The sequence below is a fragment of the Paramicrobacterium fandaimingii genome, assembly GCF_011751745.2.
Taxonomy (GTDB): Bacteria; Actinomycetota; Actinomycetes; order Actinomycetales; family Microbacteriaceae; genus Paramicrobacterium; species Paramicrobacterium fandaimingii.
On sequence record NZ_CP061170.1, the window covers coordinates 1,571,992 to 1,589,000 of the forward strand.

Sequence of the window (17,009 nt, forward strand, 5' to 3'; positions counted from 1 at the left end):
GAGGCCATACACGAAGGAGACAATGCACCGGTGATCACTCTCACCATCGGCGAGATCGCCACGGCCGTATCGGGGCGATATGACGCGGCGGGCACGGACGCTTCCGAGCTCACGCGCGTCTCTGGGCACGTCGACACGGATTCCCGCGAAATTGAGGCGGGCGGCATTTTCGTGGCGAAGCCAGGCGACGTCACCGATGGACACTGCTTCGTCGGCGCCGCGCGAGAGAACGGCGCCGCACTCGCCATTGTGGAGCACCCTGTTGACCTGGCGGTTCCCCAGATCATCGTTGACGATGCCGTCGACGCCCTTGCCGCTCTCGCCGCCGACGTCATCGGACGCGTCAAAGCACAGGGAACGCTGACCGTCATCGGCATTACCGGCTCAAACGGCAAGACGACGACGAAGAACCTGCTTGGTGCGATCCTCTCACCGGATGCCGAGACGGTGACGCCCCGCAACTCGTTCAATAACACCGTCGGAGCGCCGACGACGATGCTTCGGGTCACCGAGACGACGCGATATCTGATTTCTGAGATGGGCGCGTCCGGGCCAGGGCACATCGCGCATCTTGCGGCGCTCGCCCAGCCCGATATCGGCGTCGAGCTGAAGGTGGGCATGGCGCACGCCGGTGGTTTCGGAGGGATCGAGCAGACGGCTGCGGCAAAGACAGAGCTCGTCGCGGCGCTGTCCGCTGACGGCGTGGCGATCCTCAACAGAGATGACCCTCGCGTCGCGGCAATGGCCTCGCAGACGGCTGCCCGCATCGTGTGGTTCGGCGAGCACGACGACGCGGACGTGCGCGCGGCCGACATCGTCGTCACGGCGAGCGGAACACAGTTCACGCTGAGGACCACCGATGGCGACAGCATCCCCGTCTCGTTCAAAGTGCTCGGCGAGCATCACGTTTGGAACGCCCTTGCCGCGTTGGCGACGGCGCGCGAGCTCGGAGTGCCGCTCGAGACCGCCGTACGCCGACTTGAGACCGTGACGCGTGCCGAACGATGGCGCATGGAGGTCATGGGCGGACGAGATGGAATCACGATCATCAACGATGCCTACAACGCGAGCCCCGACTCGATGTCGGCGGCGCTCAAGACGCTCGCGCTCGTCACCCCGCGAGAACAGCGCACGGTCGCCGTTCTCGGCGCAATGAGCGAGTTGGGGGAGTTCACCGGGGACGAGCATGATCGCATCGGCTTGATGGCCGTACGCCTCGGAATCGACAAACTCGTTGTGGTCGGTCCCGAAGCCAGGCGACTGCATATCTCGGCAATCAACGAGGGATCGTGGGACGGCGAATCAACATTCATGCAGACGGCTGATGACGCATATGACTACCTCGCGGCCGAGCTCCGCGCCGGAGATACGGTGCTCGTGAAGTCGTCGAACTCTGTTGGTCTGCGTTTTCTCGGCGACCGGTTGGGAGAATTGTTCTCGTGATTGCACTTCTCACGGCTGGAGCCCTCTCGGGGGCGTTCTCCCTCTTCATGACTCCGCTGTTCATCCGTCTCTTCCGAGCGCTCGGCTGGGGGCAGTTCATTCGCGATGACGGCCCGCAATCGCATCACTCGAAGAAGGGCACGGCGACGATGGGCGGCATCGTCGTCATCGTCGGCGTCTTCTTCGGGTATTTCACGGCGATGCTGATCACGGGCGATCGCATCAGCGTCTCGGCGCTGCTCGTCTTATTCATGATGGTGGGGCTCGGCGTCGTGGGCTTTGTCGACGACTTTCTGAAGACCCGCAAGCAGCAGAGCCTCGGCCTCGGTGGCTGGGAGAAGATCGTTGGCCAGGTGATCGTCGCCGCGGTGTTCGCGGTTCTGGCTATTGGGTTCCCGAACAGTCAGGGTGTGACTCCCGGGTCGACGGCAGTCTCGTTCATCAGAGACCTCAACATCGACTTTCTCGCACTCACCCAGTGGGGGCTCGCCGGAACCATCATCGGCTTTGTGCTCTACTTTGTCTGGATCTCGTTCATCGTCACCGCCACGTCGAACGGCGTCAACGTGACGGACGGTCTTGACGGCCTCGCGACCGGTGCGAGCATCTTCGCCATCGGCTCATACGTCATCATCGGATTCTGGCAGTACAACCAGTCCTGCTTCAGCACCGCACTGCAGGGCGACCTCGCCTACAAGTGCTATGAAGTCGTCGACCCTCTGGGTCTCGCGATCGTCGCGGCGGCAATCGTCGGCTCGCTGATCGGCTTTCTGTGGTGGAACACGACACCCGCGCAGATCTTCCTTGGCGACACCGGGTCTCTCGCTCTCGGCGGCGCCGTCGCTGCTCTCGCGATTCTCACCCACACCGAGATTCTCCTGATCTTCATCGGCGGCCTGTTCGTGATCGAAGCAGGTTCGGTTATCGTGCAGCGTGTTTATTTCAAACTCACGCATGGCAAGCGCATCTTCTTGATGAGCCCCATTCACCATCACTTCGAACTCAAGGGGTGGGCGGAGATCACCGTCGTCGTGCGTTTCTGGATCATCGGCGGCCTCCTTGTCGCTGCCGGGGTCGGCACGTTCTACCTCGAATGGATCACGCGATGACCCCGAGGCACGCTGCTCCCGATCGTCTCGACGGCCTCACAAGCTGGCACGCTGATTGGAGCGGACTCCGCGTCGTCGTCCTCGGGCTCGGGGCGACGGGATTTTCCGTTGCCGACACGCTCACCGAGTTGGGCGCCGACGTTCTCGTCGTCGCAGAGAAGGCGTCTGACGAGTACGCGAAGCTTGTCTCCGTGATCGGCGCAACGCTGCTCACGGGCGATCTGCAGCATCCGCCTGCTGAGGTGATCGAGCACGATCCAGAGCTCATCGTCGCCTCGCCTGGCTTCTCACCGCGCCACCCCATGGTCCAGTGGGCCACAGGGCAGCAGATTCCCCTCTGGGGCGATATCGAACTTGCGTGGCGCGTTCGCGACAAGGTCGGCACGCCTGCCGAATGGATGCTTGTCACCGGCACGAATGGCAAGACGACGACAGTTCAGCTCACAGCCTCAATCATTGCCGCGGCGGGGTACAGGGTCGCGCCCTGCGGCAACATCGGCGTTCCCGTGCTCGATGCCGTGCGTGATCCTCAGGGATTCGATGTGTTCGTCGTCGAGCTCTCGAGCCACCAGCTTCACTATCTCGCGTTGACGGATGCCGCGGTATCGCCGCACTCGTCTGTGTGCCTGAACGTGGCGAACGATCATCTTGAGTGGCACGGAACGTTCGATGCCTACCGCGACGCAAAGGCACGCGTGTACGAGAACACGCGCGTCGCCTGCGTCTACAACAAGGCGGATGCCGTCACGAGGACGATGGTCGAGAATGCCGACGTCGTGGAGGGCGCGCGTGCGATCGGCTTTGATCTCGGCATGCCCGGCCCCAGCGACCTTGGCGTCGTCGACGGCATTCTCTGCGACAGGGCATTTCTCGACGAACGCCGACGTTCTGCACTCGAGATCATCACCGTCGACGAGCTGCGTGGGGTTGGCCTTGACGCGCCGCACCTCGTCGCGAACATTCTCGCGGCATCCGCCCTCGCGCGGTCATACGGAATTCCGCCCGAGAGCATCAAGCAGGCTCTCCTCGGCTTTTCTCTCGACCCGCATCGAATCCAACTGGTGCTCGATCGCGACGGCATCCGCTGGATCAACGATTCAAAGGCAACGAACCCACACGCAGCAGATGCTTCTCTTGCGGCATTCGCGTCGGTCGTCTGGGTTCTCGGCGGTCACCTCAAAGGCGTCGATATCGGACCGCTCGTTGAGCGACACGCCGCGCGGCTCCGCGGAGCGGTGATTATCGGCACAGAGCAGCAGGCGGTTGCCTCTGCATTGCAGCGACACGCGCCTGACATTCCGGTATTTGAGGTGGACCCGACCGAAACTGAAACTGTCATGACGCGTGCCGTGAAGGCGGCGCTCCGAATGGCTGAACCGGGGGATGTCGTGCTGCTGGCTCCGGCCGCGGCTTCGCTCGACCAGTTCACGGGTTATGACCAGCGCGGAACGTTCTTCGCGCAGGCCGTCAACGAGATTCAGGGGGGTGGGGCGGATGACCAATCAGACGAGCCTCACCGAACCGGCAGCTAAGCGACGAGGCTTCACGTCCGCACGCATATCGCTGGGCAAGATCGATAGGGCAGTCCCCTCGAATTTTGTGCTTCTGCTCGGAGTGACGCTCTTTCTCGTTGTCTTCGGGCTGATCATGGTCGCCTCGTCGTCGACAATCGATTCCTACCTCGACTCCCAAGGATTCTTTGGCGGTTTCTGGAAGCAGGCGACGTACGCGGCCATCGGCGTTCCGCTCATGCTCATTCTGAGCAGGCTTCCGATTTCGTTCTGGAAAGCCTGGGCATGGCCCGCGATCATCGTCGCCATCGTTCTGCAGATGCTCGTCTTCACTCCGCTGGGAATCGAAGATGGCGGAAACCGAAACTGGATCGCTATCGGGCCCGTCAGCGGCCAGCCGTCTGAGCTCGTCAAGGTCGCCCTCGTGATCTGGCTTGCCACGGTTCTCGCACGCAAGCAGCCTCTTCTCGGCAAGTGGTACCACGTGCTCATTCCCGTGCTTCCCATCGCGGGGCTCGCCATCGGACTCGTTCTGCTCGGCCACGACCTCGGCACGGTGAGCATTATGGCGGGAATCGTGCTCGGCGCTCTGTTCTTTGCAAATGTCAAACTGCGCTTTCTCGCGGTTCCCGTGCTCGGTGGGGCAGCCCTGCTTGCCGTCATGGCGCTGACAAGCGAGAACCGGATGCGGCGCATCACCTCGTTTCTCGACGCTCAGTGCACCGATTACGAAGGCCTGTGCTGGCAGCCGCTGCATGGCACGTGGGCATTGGCCGGCGGCGGGATCTTCGGCCGAGGTCTGGGCAACTCGCACGAGAAATGGGCGTGGCTTCCCGCGGCATCCAATGACTACATCTTCGCGATCATCGGCGAAGAGCTCGGACTCATCGGGTGCGTTGTGCTGCTCGCTCTCTTCGTCGTGATGGTGATTGTGTTCGTGCGCATCATGCGGTCAGCCAGCGATCCGTTTACCCGCATTGCCACGGGTACAGTAATGGTTTGGATCATCGGGCAGGCATTCGTGAACATCGGAGTCGTGCTTCGGGTGTTCCCCGTGCTTGGAGTCCCTCTACCGTTCATCTCGGCAGGAGGAACAGCCCTGCTCACGGGAATGATGGCGATTGGCGTTGTGCTTTCGTGCGCACGCCATGACGATGCGAGCCTTGCTCGCGCGAAGGCGGGACAATGACTCGATATCTGCTGGCCGGAGGTGGGACAGCCGGGCACGTGAATCCGCTTCTCGCGACCGCTGACGCTCTTCGCGCCCGCGAGCCCGACGCCGAGGTCGTCGTGCTCGGAACGAAAGAAGGACTCGAAGCGCGGCTGGTTCCCGAGAGAGGCTATGAACTCGTCACCATCCCGAAGGTCCCGTTTCCCCGCCGCATCAACGGTGCAGCAATGCGATTTCCCGGACTTTTTCGCCAGGCGCGCGCGCAGACCGTTCGGCTGATCGCCGATCGGTCGATCGACGTCGTTGTCGGCTTCGGCGGGTATGCGTCGACGCCAGCCTACGTCGCCTCCAAGAAGGCGAAAGTGCCTCTCGTCGTCCATGAGGCGAATGCGCGCCCAGGGCTCGCGAACCGGCTGGGCACTCGCTACACGACGTTCGTCGGCGTGGCCTTTCATGGAACCCGACTGAAGAACGCGCGCTTTGTCGGCATGCCGTTGCGCTCCGAGATCGAACAGATCGACATTGACGCGGCGCGGCGCGAGGGAATCGCGCGATTCGATCTCGACCCCGATCGGAGGACGCTTCTCGTCACAGGGGGCTCCCAGGGGGCTCGGCGATTGAACTCGACGGTGATCGACACCGCAGCGACGATCATCGGCAACGGCTGGCAGATCATCCATCTCGTCGGAGGCAAGGCAGACGTCGCCGATCCGGGCATCGAGCACTACCACATGATGCGATACTGCGATCGCATGGATCTGGCTCTCGCCGTCGCCGATTTTGCCGTGTCGCGTGCCGGGGCGGCAACGGTATCTGAGCTCACCGCCGTCGGCGTTCCCACCGTGTACGTTCCGTATCCCGTCGGCAATGGAGAGCAGAGGCTCAATGCCGCAGACGTCGTCGGTGCAAACGGTGCGCTGCTCATCGCCGATGCCCTCTTCGTTCCCGACTGGGTAAACACCACTCTGATTCCGCTGCTGAACGATCGTGTGCGGCTTCACGACATGGCTGTGCAGAGCCGACACATCGGTTCACGTGAAGGCTCACAGCGTATGCTTCAGCTGATCGACGACGCCCTCGACAACTGACCACGCCCTCACCCGATTGCGAAAGACCTACAGTGATCAAGCCAGATCTCACCGCTCCCGTTCCCGAGAACATCCAGTCCATCCACTTCGTCGGCATCGGAGGATCGGGGATGAGCGGAATCGCGCGGTTGTTTCTTGCGCGGGGGAGCGTCGTCTCGGGCTCCGACCGCGGTGAGTCAGCCACCGTCGATCAGCTCCGTGCGCTCGGCGCCAGGGTGCACATCGGGCACGACGCCGCGCATCTCGGAGCGGTCGACGCCGTTGTGGTGACGAGCGCGCTCTGGCCAGAGAACCCGGAGCTCGTCGCAGCCAACGAGCGGGGAATTCCGGTTCTGCACCGTTCGCAGGCGCTCGCGTGGCTCGTCGCAGAATCTCGGCTCGTGTCGGTCGCCGGTGCTCACGGCAAGACGACGTCGACGGGCATGATCGTGACCGGGCTCCTCGGGCTCGGAGCAGACCCGAGCTTCGTCAACGGCGGGGTCATCGAATCCCTCGGCGTCAGCTCGGCTCCCGGAACAGACAATCTCTTCGTTGTCGAGGCCGACGAATCTGATGGTTCGTTCCTGCTCTACAACACTGCTGTCGCGCTGATCACCAACGTCGATCCCGACCACCTCGATCACTACGGTTCGCTGGAGAGCTTCGTCTCGGCCTTCGTTGAGTTCGCAGACAAGGCACGCGAGCTCGTCGTCATCTCGGCGGACGACCCCGGAGCACGCGACGTTCGCTCGCGACTGACGCACCAGAACGTCGTGACGTTCGGGCAGTCGCCGCAGGCGGACGTTCGCGTCACAGAGGTCAGCGAAAGCGGGCCTCTGACATTCACACTTGAGTTCGACGGTTCCCGCTACCCGGCATCCTTGTCTGTTCCAGGCCTGCACAACGCGATAAACGCGGCGGGTGCATTTGCCGTTCTCACCGGGCTGGGCTGGGACCCGGCGAGCGTTATCGACGCCGTGAGCAGATTCGGCGGTACGAAGCGCCGATTTGAACGTCACGACGTCGTCGGCGGCGTCAGTGTGTATGACGACTACGCCCACCACCCAACGGAGGTCGCGGCTGCGCTGACGGCGGCCCGAAGCGTCGTCGGCGAGGGGCGGATCATCGCGGTGCACCAACCGCATCTTTACAGTCGCACGCAGGCCTTCGCCGGTGAGTTCGCCGAGACGCTCGAGACGCATGCCGACCACACGATCGTTCTCGACGTGTGCGGCGCCCGAGAAGATCCGATCCCCGGTGTGACAGGGGCAATCGTGTCTGAACGCTTTCACGACCCGTCGAACGTGGATTACGTCCCTGACTGGGCTGAGGCGGCTGCGCGCACGGCAGAGATCGCGAAGGAGGGCGACTTCGTCGTCACCCTCGGCTGTGGTGACGTCAATCTGATCATTCCGCAGCTGCTCTCGTCGCTCAAACGCGTGCGCGGGCAGGGAGGGTGAAGCGTCCAGGCGGATTCACTCCTCAGCAGCAGCCGGATGAGGAGAAGCCGTCCGCCGCCGACGATCCGGCACCCGTATCGTTCCTCGGCCGTTTTCGAGGGAAAGAAACCGAGTTCGACGACGCGTCCGCCGACCGTGAGAACGCGCGGCCCGACGGAGAGAACGACGCCGTTGCAGATGCCCACGAAACCAGAACGTGGAGCACCTGGTCGCTTCGCCGGGCCATACGTGAGAGAAAGCGCGTCGAGCGCTCTGAAGTTCGCCGATTCACGGCGCGCCAGCGCCGTCGCCGCCGGAACACCTGGATCTCGCTCGGCGCGATCGTCGCCGTCGCCATCGGGGCCGTTGCCACGGCGTACTCACCGGTTATGGCTGTGCGCGAGATCACCGTGGAGGGCGCAAAGCTCGTCAACAGCGATGGCATCGTCACTGATCTTCAATCGCAGATCGGCACTCCGCTTCCGCTCGTCGACGGGCGAGCGATCAAGGCTGCGCTTGTGAAGTATCCGCTGATCCAGAGTTACACGGTGGAGGCGGTTCCTCCGTCCACCCTCATCGTGCGTCTCGTCGAGCGTGAGCCGCTTGGTCTGGTGGACTCGGGCACGGGCTTTGCGCTTGTTGATGCAGCTGGGGTGACGCTTCGCACGTCTGAAAAGCGGATCGACGGATTTCCGGTCATCGATACGGTTTCCGATCCAGAGAGTCGCGGATTTCAGGCGGCAGTCTCCGTGCTGCGCGCGCTTCCCGAGAAGATCCGCTCCGTCGTTGACACGGTATCGGCGTCCACGCGCGACGACGTCGTTCTCGTGTTTGCCGACAGCGGGGCTCAGGTGCGGTGGGGGAGCGCTGAGGACTCGGCGCTGAAAGCGCGAGCTCTCACCGAACTCATGAGCGCGTACCCGCCAGAGGGCGTGGCGCTCTACGACGTGTCGAGCGCCGAGAACGTCGTTGTGAAACCACGCTGATCTTCGGATTTGCTGAATTCCGGCGCCGGCTCTGCGACACGCCCGCGTGTCAGCAGAGGATGCTGACCGTGCGCGCATAACGTGAAACTCAGGAAATGCATACTGAGCATAACTTTAACCCTTAACTAGAGGTTGAAAGTTCTCATCGGAGGCCGGACGTGACTACAAACCAGAACTACCTCGCAGTGATCAAGGTGGTCGGCATCGGGGGCGGCGGCGTCAATGCCGTCAACCGGATGATCGAACTCGGGCTGCGAGGCGTTGAATTCATCGCCATCAACACAGACGCACAAGCGCTGCTCATGAGCGACGCCGACGTCAAGCTCGATGTCGGTCGCGAGATCACCCGAGGGCTCGGCGCAGGTGCCGATCCCGAGGTTGGCCGTCGTGCCGCTGAAGATCATGCTGAAGAGATCGAGGAAGCCCTTGCCGGCGCCGACATGGTCTTTGTGACCGCGGGAGAGGGCGGTGGCACCGGAACAGGCGGAGCTCCCGTCGTCGCGCGCATCGCAAAGTCGATCGGAGCACTCACGATCGGTGTCGTCACAAAGCCATTCAGCTTTGAGGGACGCCGTCGTCAGCAGCAGGCAGAGCTGGGCGTCGCCTCGCTGAAAGAAGAAGTCGACACGCTCATCGTCGTGCCGAACGACCGGCTTCTCGAGATCAGCGACCGCGGCATCAGCATGCTTGAAGCGTTTTCGACGGCAGATCAGGTTCTTCTCGCCGGCGTGCAGGGAATCACCGATCTGATCACGACGCCTGGCCTCATCAACCTCGACTTCGCCGACGTCAAGTCGGTGATGCAGGGCGCAGGGTCTGCGCTCATGGGAATCGGCTCGTCCCGCGGTGCCGATCGATCGATCAAGGCAGCAGAGCTTGCCGTCGCTTCTCCGCTGCTCGAGGCGAGCATCGAAGGTGCGCACGGCGTGCTTCTCTCGATTCAGGGCGGATCGAATCTTGGAATCTTCGAGATCAATGATGCGGCCCGACTCGTGCAGGAGGCGGTGCACCCCGAGGCAAACATCATCTTCGGTGCCGTCATCGACGACACGCTGGGCGACGAAGTGCGCGTCACGGTGATCGCTGCCGGTTTCGACGGGGGAGAGCCGCCCGCGCGCCAGGTCGAGCCGAGGAAGGATGCTGTCATCACGACCGGCGGCGTCATGTCGTCGGCTTCTGAGTCCGACACTGACAATGCCGACGACGCGGTGTCTGTCGATGCGTCTCCCGAGCCTGAGCCGGAGCGTAAGCCGTGGACGCCTCCGCGTGCCCCGCAGCACGTTCCGGCCTCCACATCGGTCGACGCGTCGTTCTCAGACGAAGACGAACTCGACATCCCCGATTTCCTGAAGTAACGACACAGCCTCCGAGCGTGCGCCCGGATCCGCTTCGCGGGTCTGGGCGCACGTGTGTTTCGGCGACACGCTCACGAATTGCCCGGTTCAATCAGCGAAAACCGGCGCTGTCACCATTAACCTCAGAAGAGACGAACCACAATCGGAGGAAGCGATGTCGAACCCCCTGAAGAAGACCATGATGTACCTCGGGCTCGCTGACGAAGAGCTTGAGTACGAGGAGCAGGCTCAGGCTCAGCAGGCCGCTCCCGCACAGTCTGCGCAGGCCACGGCATCAGCGCAGCCTTCGGCTCCGCATCGCGCCGCGCCGGTGACGCCTCTGCGGCGACCCGCAGCCGTGAAGCAGGCGGCACCCGCCGAGCTCAGCGAGATTCTGACTGTTCACCCAAAGCAGTATCGGGATGCCCAGTCAATTGCCGAGAGCTTCCGCGAGGGCATTCCGGTGATCATCAATCTGTCTCAGATGAGTGACGGCGATGCTCGTCGACTCATTGACTTCGCGAGCGGGCTTTCTCAGGGGCTCTACGGCAAGATCGAGCGCGTTACCTCGAAGGTATTTCTGCTGTCGCCGTCGCACGTTTCCATCTCGGGCGAGAGCGATCAGAAGACCGAGTCAGACGCCACGTTCTTCGCTCAGCAATAATTGACGGGTGAGTTCCGTCATTTCTCTGATCGGCAGCATCCTCTATCTCGTGCTGCTCCTGTACTTTTTCGTGATGTGGGGTCGTTTCATTCTCGACCTCATGCGCACGTTCAACCGTGCCTGGCGACCCCGGGGGGCGGGGCTCGTCGCCGCGGAGTTCGTGTACTCGCTCACGGATCCGCCCGTGAACTTCTTCCGGCGAGTGCTGCCTCCGGTTCGTCTTGGATCTGTCGCGCTCGACTTCGGATGGACGATCACAATGCTCTGCGTGATCGTGGCGATGTTCATCGTCGGCTTCCTCTAGACACGCAGACTTTCAGACTCTCCGAACCGAGTGTCCGCTGAAACAGCGAATGTGGCTGTAATCTGGGACAAGCGTCACGCGTCGTGCGTCCCGGCAATTTGCCGTTGTGTTTGCTAACGTGGGCACGCTATACATGAACACAGAACACATGAAGGTGGTAAGCCATGGCGCTCACTCCGGAAGACGTAGTCAACAAGCAGTTTCAGCAGACAAAGTTTCGCGAGGGGTACGACCAGGACGAGGTCGACGATTTCCTTGACGAGGTCGTTGTCGAGCTGCGCCGCCTGATCCAGGAGAATCAGGATCTCAAGGAGCAGGTCTCACAGGCTGACTCAAGCTCAAGCACGTCAAGCCAGAGCGATTCCTCATCGAGCTTTGTCGCGCAGCAGCCTGCGGAAGCCGCGCCTGTCGCGACTCCTGTGCCTGCCGCACCAGCGGCGAAGACCGAGCCAGAGGCTCCGGCAGTGGCGTCGGCCGAATCGTCAGACGGCGACTCCGAGAGCTCGAACAGCCTCCTCGTGCTGGCCCGTCGCCTGCACGACGAGCACGTGCGCGAGGGTTCAGAGAAGCGCGACCAACTCATCGCAGAGGGCCACGCAACGGCCGCTCGCGTCGTTTCCGAGGCCGAGGCCAAGCAGCGTGAAGAGCTGTCGAAGCTCGAGACGGCAAAGTCGGGTCTCGAGAAGAAGATCGACGAGCTCCGCCAGTTCGAGAGCGAGTACCGCCAGAACCTGCGCAGCTACATCGAGGGCCACCTCAAGGACCTCGACAAGGCAAGCCCGTCGAGCGGCTCCTCGAAGCTCTCTGAGTCGACAAGCCACTAGGTCTTGCCCGAATCACCTTCTCGCACAGCCACGGTCCGCGCGCTCAGCGTGCTTCTGACCGTGGCTGTGCTGTGGGTGGGCCTCGATCAGCTCACCAAGTACCTCGTCGTCACGCACATGCAGGAAAACGAACGCATCGCCGTTTTCGGCGATGCCCTCCAACTTCTGTTCGTGCGCAATCCAGGTGCCGCCTTCTCGTTCGCGTCGGGGGCAACGTGGATCTTCTCTCTTCTTGCCACCGGCGTCGTCATTGCGATCATTGTGATGGCCCGCCGCATCCATTCCGTTCGCTGGGGTCTCGTGTTCGGACTTCTGCTTGGCGGTGTTCTCGGCAATCTTCTTGATCGACTTTTTCGTGAGCCGTCATTCGGCCTCGGCCATGTCGTTGACTTCATCTCCACTCCATGGATGATGCCAGCGATTTACAACGTCGCCGACATCGGCATCTGTGTGGCGATGGCGCTCTTCGTCCTCCTGACCATCCTCGGTGTCGGGCTCGACGGCAAACGTGCGCCCAAGCAGGCGTCCGAGACGGATGCATCCGACAACGACGCGGGCGATGTCCCCGGCGATCTCGTTGACCACGAGACGGTGGTGAACGACTCTGCAGACGGCGATGTCGCCGATGAGAACCCGAGCACGCAGAAGGGCAGCTGATGGAGTCACGCAGTCTGCCCGTGCCCGACGGACTTGTCGGCACGCGAGCGGATGCCGGCATCGCGAAGCTCCTCGGCTTTTCACGCTCGTTTGCCGCCGAGGTGATCGAGGCAGGAGGCGTCGAGCTCGACGGACGCGTGCTGCAAAAATCCGATCGGCTCACGGCTGAGGCGTGGCTTGCGGTGTCGTGGACGCCGCGCCACGAGCCAGTGATCGAGGCGATCGCCGTCGAAGACCTGGCCATCGTTCACGACGACGACGACATCGTCGTCGTGAACAAGCCGACGGGCGTCGCGGCGCATCCGTCTGTGGGGTGGACCGGCCCGACGGTGCTCGGGGCGCTTGCGGCCGCCGGCTACACGATTGCGACGTCCGGGCAGTCGGAGCGAGCCGGCATCGTGCATCGTCTCGATGTCGGCACGAGCGGCCTCATGGTTGTTGCGAAGACGGAACGCGCATACACGGCGCTCAAGCGCGCGTTCCATGACCGCGAAGTCGAGAAGATCTACAACGCCGTCGTGCAAGGGCATCCCGACCCGTTCACCGGGACGATCGAAGCGCCCATTGGCCGGCATCCGAAGCATGACTGGAAGTTTGCCGTCACGGCGGACGGCAAGCCGTCGGTCACGCACTACTCGACCCGTGAGGCCTTCCCCTACGCCAGCCTGCTCGAGGTGCGACTCGAGACGGGACGCACGCATCAGATCCGTGTGCACATGGCCGCCGTGAAGCATCCCTGCGTCGGAGATCCCCTCTACGGCTCCGACCCGCGGCTGGCTGAGAGGCTTGGACTCACCAGGCAATGGCTGCAGGCAGTGCAGCTGTCGTTCTCACATCCCGCCACGGGAGAGTGGGTTACCTACTCGGCCGAGTACCCGCCAGACCTGCAGCACGCGCTGGATGTCCTTGGCCGGGATTAGGCTGGAAGCATATCGTCGTCGTCACTCGGAGTAATGGTGTCCTCAACTGACTCGTTCGTCCATCTTCACGTTCACAGCGAGTTTTCCATGCTCGATGGGGCCGCGCGCATCAACGAAGTGGCCAAGGCTGCCGCCGACCAGCAGATGCCGGCACTCGCGGTAACCGACCACGGAAACATGTTCGGCGCGTTCGACTTCTGGAGCGCCGCAACGTCGGCTGGCATCAAGCCGATCATCGGCACTGAGGCGTACATCACGCCCGGAACGCATCGCAGCGACCGCACGCGTGTTCGCTGGGGTGATGGGGGCAGAGACGATGTTTCCGGGTCGGGTGCGTACACGCACATGACAATGCTCGCCGAGACCACCGAGGGAATGCACAACCTCTTCCGACTGTCGTCCCGTGCCTCGATCGAGGGCTACTATTTCAAGCCGCGCATGGACCGCGAGACGCTGTCGCAGTACTCGAAGGGGATTATCGCCACAACCGGATGCCCCAGCGGCGAGGTGCAGACGCGGTTGCGCCTTGGGCAGTACAAAGAGGCTCGCGAGGCCGCCGCTGAGTTTCGCGATATCTTCGGGCACGAGAACTATTACTGCGAGCTGATGGACCACGGCATCGGCATCGAGAAGCGTGTAGCATCCGAACTGCTCGACCTCGCGAAAGACCTCGGGCTGAAGCTTGTCGCGACGAATGACCTGCACTACACGCACGCGTCAGATGCGAAGAGTCACTCGGCACTGCTGTGCGTGCAGTCCGGGGCAACGCTCGATGACCCCAACCGCTTCAAGTTCGACGCAGACGAGTTCTACCTGAAATCGGCCGAGGAGATGCGCCTCCTGTTCCGGGACCACCCGGACGCGTGTGACAACACGCTTGAGATTGCCGAGCGGTGCGGCGTCGATTTCGACACGTCGGCGAACTACATGCCGCGCTTCCCCGTGCCCGACGGCGAGACCGAGCAGACATGGTTCGTCAAGGAAATCGAGAAGGGGCTTGACTACCGGTACCCGAGCGGAGTTCCTCAGTCGGTGCGCGAGCGTGCAGACTACGAGATCGGGATCATCTCCCAGATGGGCTTTCCCGGCTACTTCCTTGTTGTTGCCGACTTCATCAACTGGTCGAAAGACAACGGCATTCGGGTCGGCCCCGGTCGTGGGTCGGGCGCTGGCTCGATGGCCGCGTACGCGATGCGCATCACCGATCTCGACCCGCTCGAGCACGGTCTGATCTTCGAGCGTTTTCTCAACCCCGACCGTGTGTCCATGCCCGACTTCGACGTCGACTTCGATGACCGGCGCCGTGGCGAGGTGATCAAATACGTCACCGAGAAATACGGAGACGAACGCGTCTCCCAGATCGTCACCTTCGGAACGATCAAAGCGAAGCAGGCGCTCAAGGACTCATCCCGAGTTCTCGGATTTCCCTTCGGAATGGGGGAGAAGCTCACAAAGGCGATGCCGCCGCCCGTTATGGGCAAAGACATTCCGCTCACGGGAATCTTCGACAAGGAGCATCCGCGTTATCGCGAGGCATCCGATATTCGATCGGTCGTCGAGACCGACCCAGACGCCAAGACCGTTTTCGACACGGCCCTCGGCATCGAGAACCTCAAGCGTCAGTGGGGTGTTCACGCTGCCGGCGTGATCATGTCGAGTGATCCGCTGCTCGACATCATTCCCGTCATGAAACGTGAGCAAGACGGCCAGATCGTCACGCAGTTCGACTACCCGGCCTGCGAGAATCTCGGTCTGATCAAGATGGACTTTCTCGGTCTTCGCAACCTTACGGTCATCTCGGATGCGCTCGCGAACATCACAATGAACCGCCAGGAGACACTCGATCTCGAGACGCTCGATCTCGATGACCGGCCGTCGTACGATCTCCTTTCCCGGGGCGACACGCTGGGCGTCTTCCAACTCGACGGCGGTCCAATGCGCAGCCTCCTGCGCCTGATGAAGCCCGACAACTTCGAAGACGTTTCGGCCGTGATCGCGCTGTACCGTCCCGGGCCGATGGGCGCCGACTCGCATACGAATTATGCGCTGCGCAAGAACGGCCTGCAGAAGATCACGCCCATCCACCCCGAGCTCGCTGAGCCGCTCGCGGATATTCTCGACACAACCTACGGTCTGATCATCTACCAAGAGCAGGTCATGGCCATTGCGCAGAAGGTCGCGGGGTTCTCACTCGGTCAAGCAGACATTCTGCGCCGGGCGATGGGAAAGAAGAAGAAGTCAGAGCTTGACAAGCAGTACGTCGGCTTCAGTGGCGGTATGAAAGAGCGCGGCTATTCGGATGCCGCGATCAAGGCGCTGTGGGACATTCTGCTTCCGTTCTCCGACTATGCGTTCAATAAGGCGCACTCCGCAGCGTATGGCGTCATTGCCTACTGGACCGCGTATCTCAAAGCTCACTACCCGGCGGAGTACATGGCGGCGCTGCTCACAAGCGTCGGCGATTCGCGCGACAAGCTGGCGATGTACCTCAATGAGTGTCGGCGCATGGGAATTCAGGTTCTGCCTCCCGACGTCGATGAGTCGATCAACTTCTTCGCCGCCGTCGGAGAAGACATTCGCTTCGGACTCGGCGCCGTGCGAAACGTGGGCGGCAACGTCGTTGACGGCATCGTCGCTGCACGCGAGAAAGGCGGACGTTTCGAGAACTTCCACGACTTCCTCCGAAAAGTTCCCGCGCATGTCACGAACAAGCGCACCGTCGAATCGCTGATCAAAGCGGGTGCCTTCGACGAAATGGGGGCGACGCGCCGAGCACTCATCGAAATACACGAAGATGCCGTCGAGTCGGCCGTGCGCGACAAGCGCATGGAGGCGACGGGCCAAGTGGGCTTCGATTTTGACAGCCTTTTTGCGGAGGTCGGCGAGGCCGCGGTGACTCAGGTTCCTGAGAGACCTGAGTGGTCGAAGAAAGACAAACTCGCCTTCGAGCGCGAGATGCTGGGCCTGTACGTCTCCGATCACCCTCTGGCTGGGCTTGACGTGCAGCTCGCCAAACTCGCGAGCACCTCGATCACCGACCTGACAGCGTCGGAGCACACGCAAGACGGCGATACCGTCACGATTGCTGGACTCGTCACCAGCGTGCAGCATCGCGTGGCGAAGACATCCGGAAACCCATATGGCATGATCACTGTGGAAGACTTCGGCGCCGAGATGACCGTGATGTTCATGGGCAAGGGCTACCAGGAGTATCAGCACGCCCTGCAAGCCGACACGGTTGTTGTCGTCCGCGGGCGCGTCAGCATGCGAGACGACGGAATGAACCTTCACGCCTACTCGATCTTCGCTCCTGACCTGCAGCAAGACGGCCCCTCCGGCCCGCTGCTGCTCAACGTGCCCGAGCACCGCGCGACGGAGGAGGCCGTGACCGAGCTCGCCGAGATTCTCGCGCGACACCGCGGCGATAACGAGGTGCGCCTTCGCCTGCTTCGCGGCGACGTCGCCCGTGTCTTTGAGGTTCCCTTTCCGGTCTCCGTCACGGCCGATCTGTTCGGCGAACTCAAGTCGCTTCTCGGGCCGAACTGTCTCGGCTAGGATTGCCGCGCCGCTCGAAACAATG

The 17,009-nt window shown here is 62.4% G+C and carries 14 protein-coding genes; all 14 read left to right on the forward strand.

Annotated features, from left to right (window positions below; translation table 11 throughout):
- Window positions 1-30 precede the first annotated feature (30 nt).
- The 14 genes from HCR84_RS07640 (at window position 31) to dnaE (ending at window position 16,984) form a co-directional block, all read left to right on the forward strand.
- Complete coding sequence (locus tag HCR84_RS07640; RefSeq protein WP_166983494.1) at window positions 31-1,443, forward strand: UDP-N-acetylmuramoyl-tripeptide--D-alanyl-D-alanine ligase; 1,413 nt, start codon at window positions 31-33, stop codon at window positions 1,441-1,443.
- On the forward strand, window positions 1,440-2,552 hold the full coding sequence (gene mraY, locus HCR84_RS07645; RefSeq protein WP_166983495.1) for a phospho-N-acetylmuramoyl-pentapeptide-transferase: 1,113 nt from the start codon (window positions 1,440-1,442) through the stop codon (window positions 2,550-2,552). Before HCR84_RS07640 ends, mraY begins: the two co-directional genes overlap by 4 nt.
- Window positions 2,549-4,084, forward strand: a complete 1,536-nt coding sequence (gene murD, locus HCR84_RS07650; RefSeq protein WP_166983496.1) for a UDP-N-acetylmuramoyl-L-alanine--D-glutamate ligase — start codon at window positions 2,549-2,551, stop codon at window positions 4,082-4,084. The genes mraY and murD overlap by 4 nt, the downstream gene beginning before the upstream one ends.
- Window positions 4,047-5,252: a putative lipid II flippase FtsW gene (gene ftsW / locus HCR84_RS07655; RefSeq protein WP_235940837.1), complete on the forward strand. Its 1,206-nt coding sequence runs from the start codon at window positions 4,047-4,049 to the stop codon at window positions 5,250-5,252. The genes murD and ftsW overlap by 38 nt, the downstream gene beginning before the upstream one ends.
- A complete protein-coding gene (locus tag HCR84_RS07660; protein ID WP_166983498.1) occupies window positions 5,249-6,322 on the forward strand; it encodes a UDP-N-acetylglucosamine--N-acetylmuramyl-(pentapeptide) pyrophosphoryl-undecaprenol N-acetylglucosamine transferase in 1,074 nt (357 codons plus the stop codon). The genes ftsW and HCR84_RS07660 overlap by 4 nt, the downstream gene beginning before the upstream one ends.
- Window positions 6,323-6,354: 32 nt before the next feature.
- On the forward strand, window positions 6,355-7,761 hold the full coding sequence (gene murC, locus HCR84_RS07665; RefSeq protein ID WP_166983499.1) for a UDP-N-acetylmuramate--L-alanine ligase: 1,407 nt from the start codon (window positions 6,355-6,357) through the stop codon (window positions 7,759-7,761).
- Window positions 7,758-8,726: a cell division protein FtsQ/DivIB gene (locus HCR84_RS07670; protein ID WP_166983500.1), complete on the forward strand. Its 969-nt coding sequence runs from the start codon at window positions 7,758-7,760 to the stop codon at window positions 8,724-8,726. The genes murC and HCR84_RS07670 overlap by 4 nt, the downstream gene beginning before the upstream one ends.
- Window positions 8,727-8,884: 158 nt before the next feature.
- Window positions 8,885-10,081: a cell division protein FtsZ gene (ftsZ, locus tag HCR84_RS07675; RefSeq protein ID WP_166983501.1), complete on the forward strand. Its 1,197-nt coding sequence runs from the start codon at window positions 8,885-8,887 to the stop codon at window positions 10,079-10,081.
- Window positions 10,082-10,235: 154 nt separating this feature from the next.
- Window positions 10,236-10,724: a cell division protein SepF gene (locus HCR84_RS07680; RefSeq protein WP_166983502.1), complete on the forward strand. Its 489-nt coding sequence runs from the start codon at window positions 10,236-10,238 to the stop codon at window positions 10,722-10,724.
- A 7-nt stretch (window positions 10,725-10,731) separates the two neighbouring features.
- Window positions 10,732-11,028, forward strand: coding sequence for a YggT family protein (locus HCR84_RS07685; RefSeq protein WP_268921448.1), 297 nt, complete (start codon window positions 10,732-10,734; stop codon window positions 11,026-11,028).
- Between the two features lie 164 nt (window positions 11,029-11,192).
- Entirely contained in the window at window positions 11,193-11,852 is a 660-nt protein-coding gene (locus HCR84_RS07690; RefSeq protein ID WP_166983503.1) for a DivIVA domain-containing protein, read from the forward strand.
- Between the two features lie 3 nt (window positions 11,853-11,855).
- Window positions 11,856-12,509, forward strand: coding sequence for a signal peptidase II (gene lspA, locus HCR84_RS07695; RefSeq protein ID WP_235940838.1), 654 nt, complete (start codon window positions 11,856-11,858; stop codon window positions 12,507-12,509).
- Window positions 12,509-13,429, forward strand: coding sequence for an RluA family pseudouridine synthase (locus HCR84_RS07700; RefSeq protein WP_166983504.1), 921 nt, complete (start codon window positions 12,509-12,511; stop codon window positions 13,427-13,429). Before lspA ends, HCR84_RS07700 begins: the two co-directional genes overlap by 1 nt.
- 33 nt (window positions 13,430-13,462) lie before the next feature.
- Window positions 13,463-16,984 (forward strand): DNA polymerase III subunit alpha, encoded by a 3,522-nt coding sequence (dnaE, locus tag HCR84_RS07705; protein ID WP_166983505.1) that lies wholly within the window; start codon window positions 13,463-13,465, stop codon window positions 16,982-16,984.
- Window positions 16,985-17,009 lie beyond the last annotated feature (25 nt).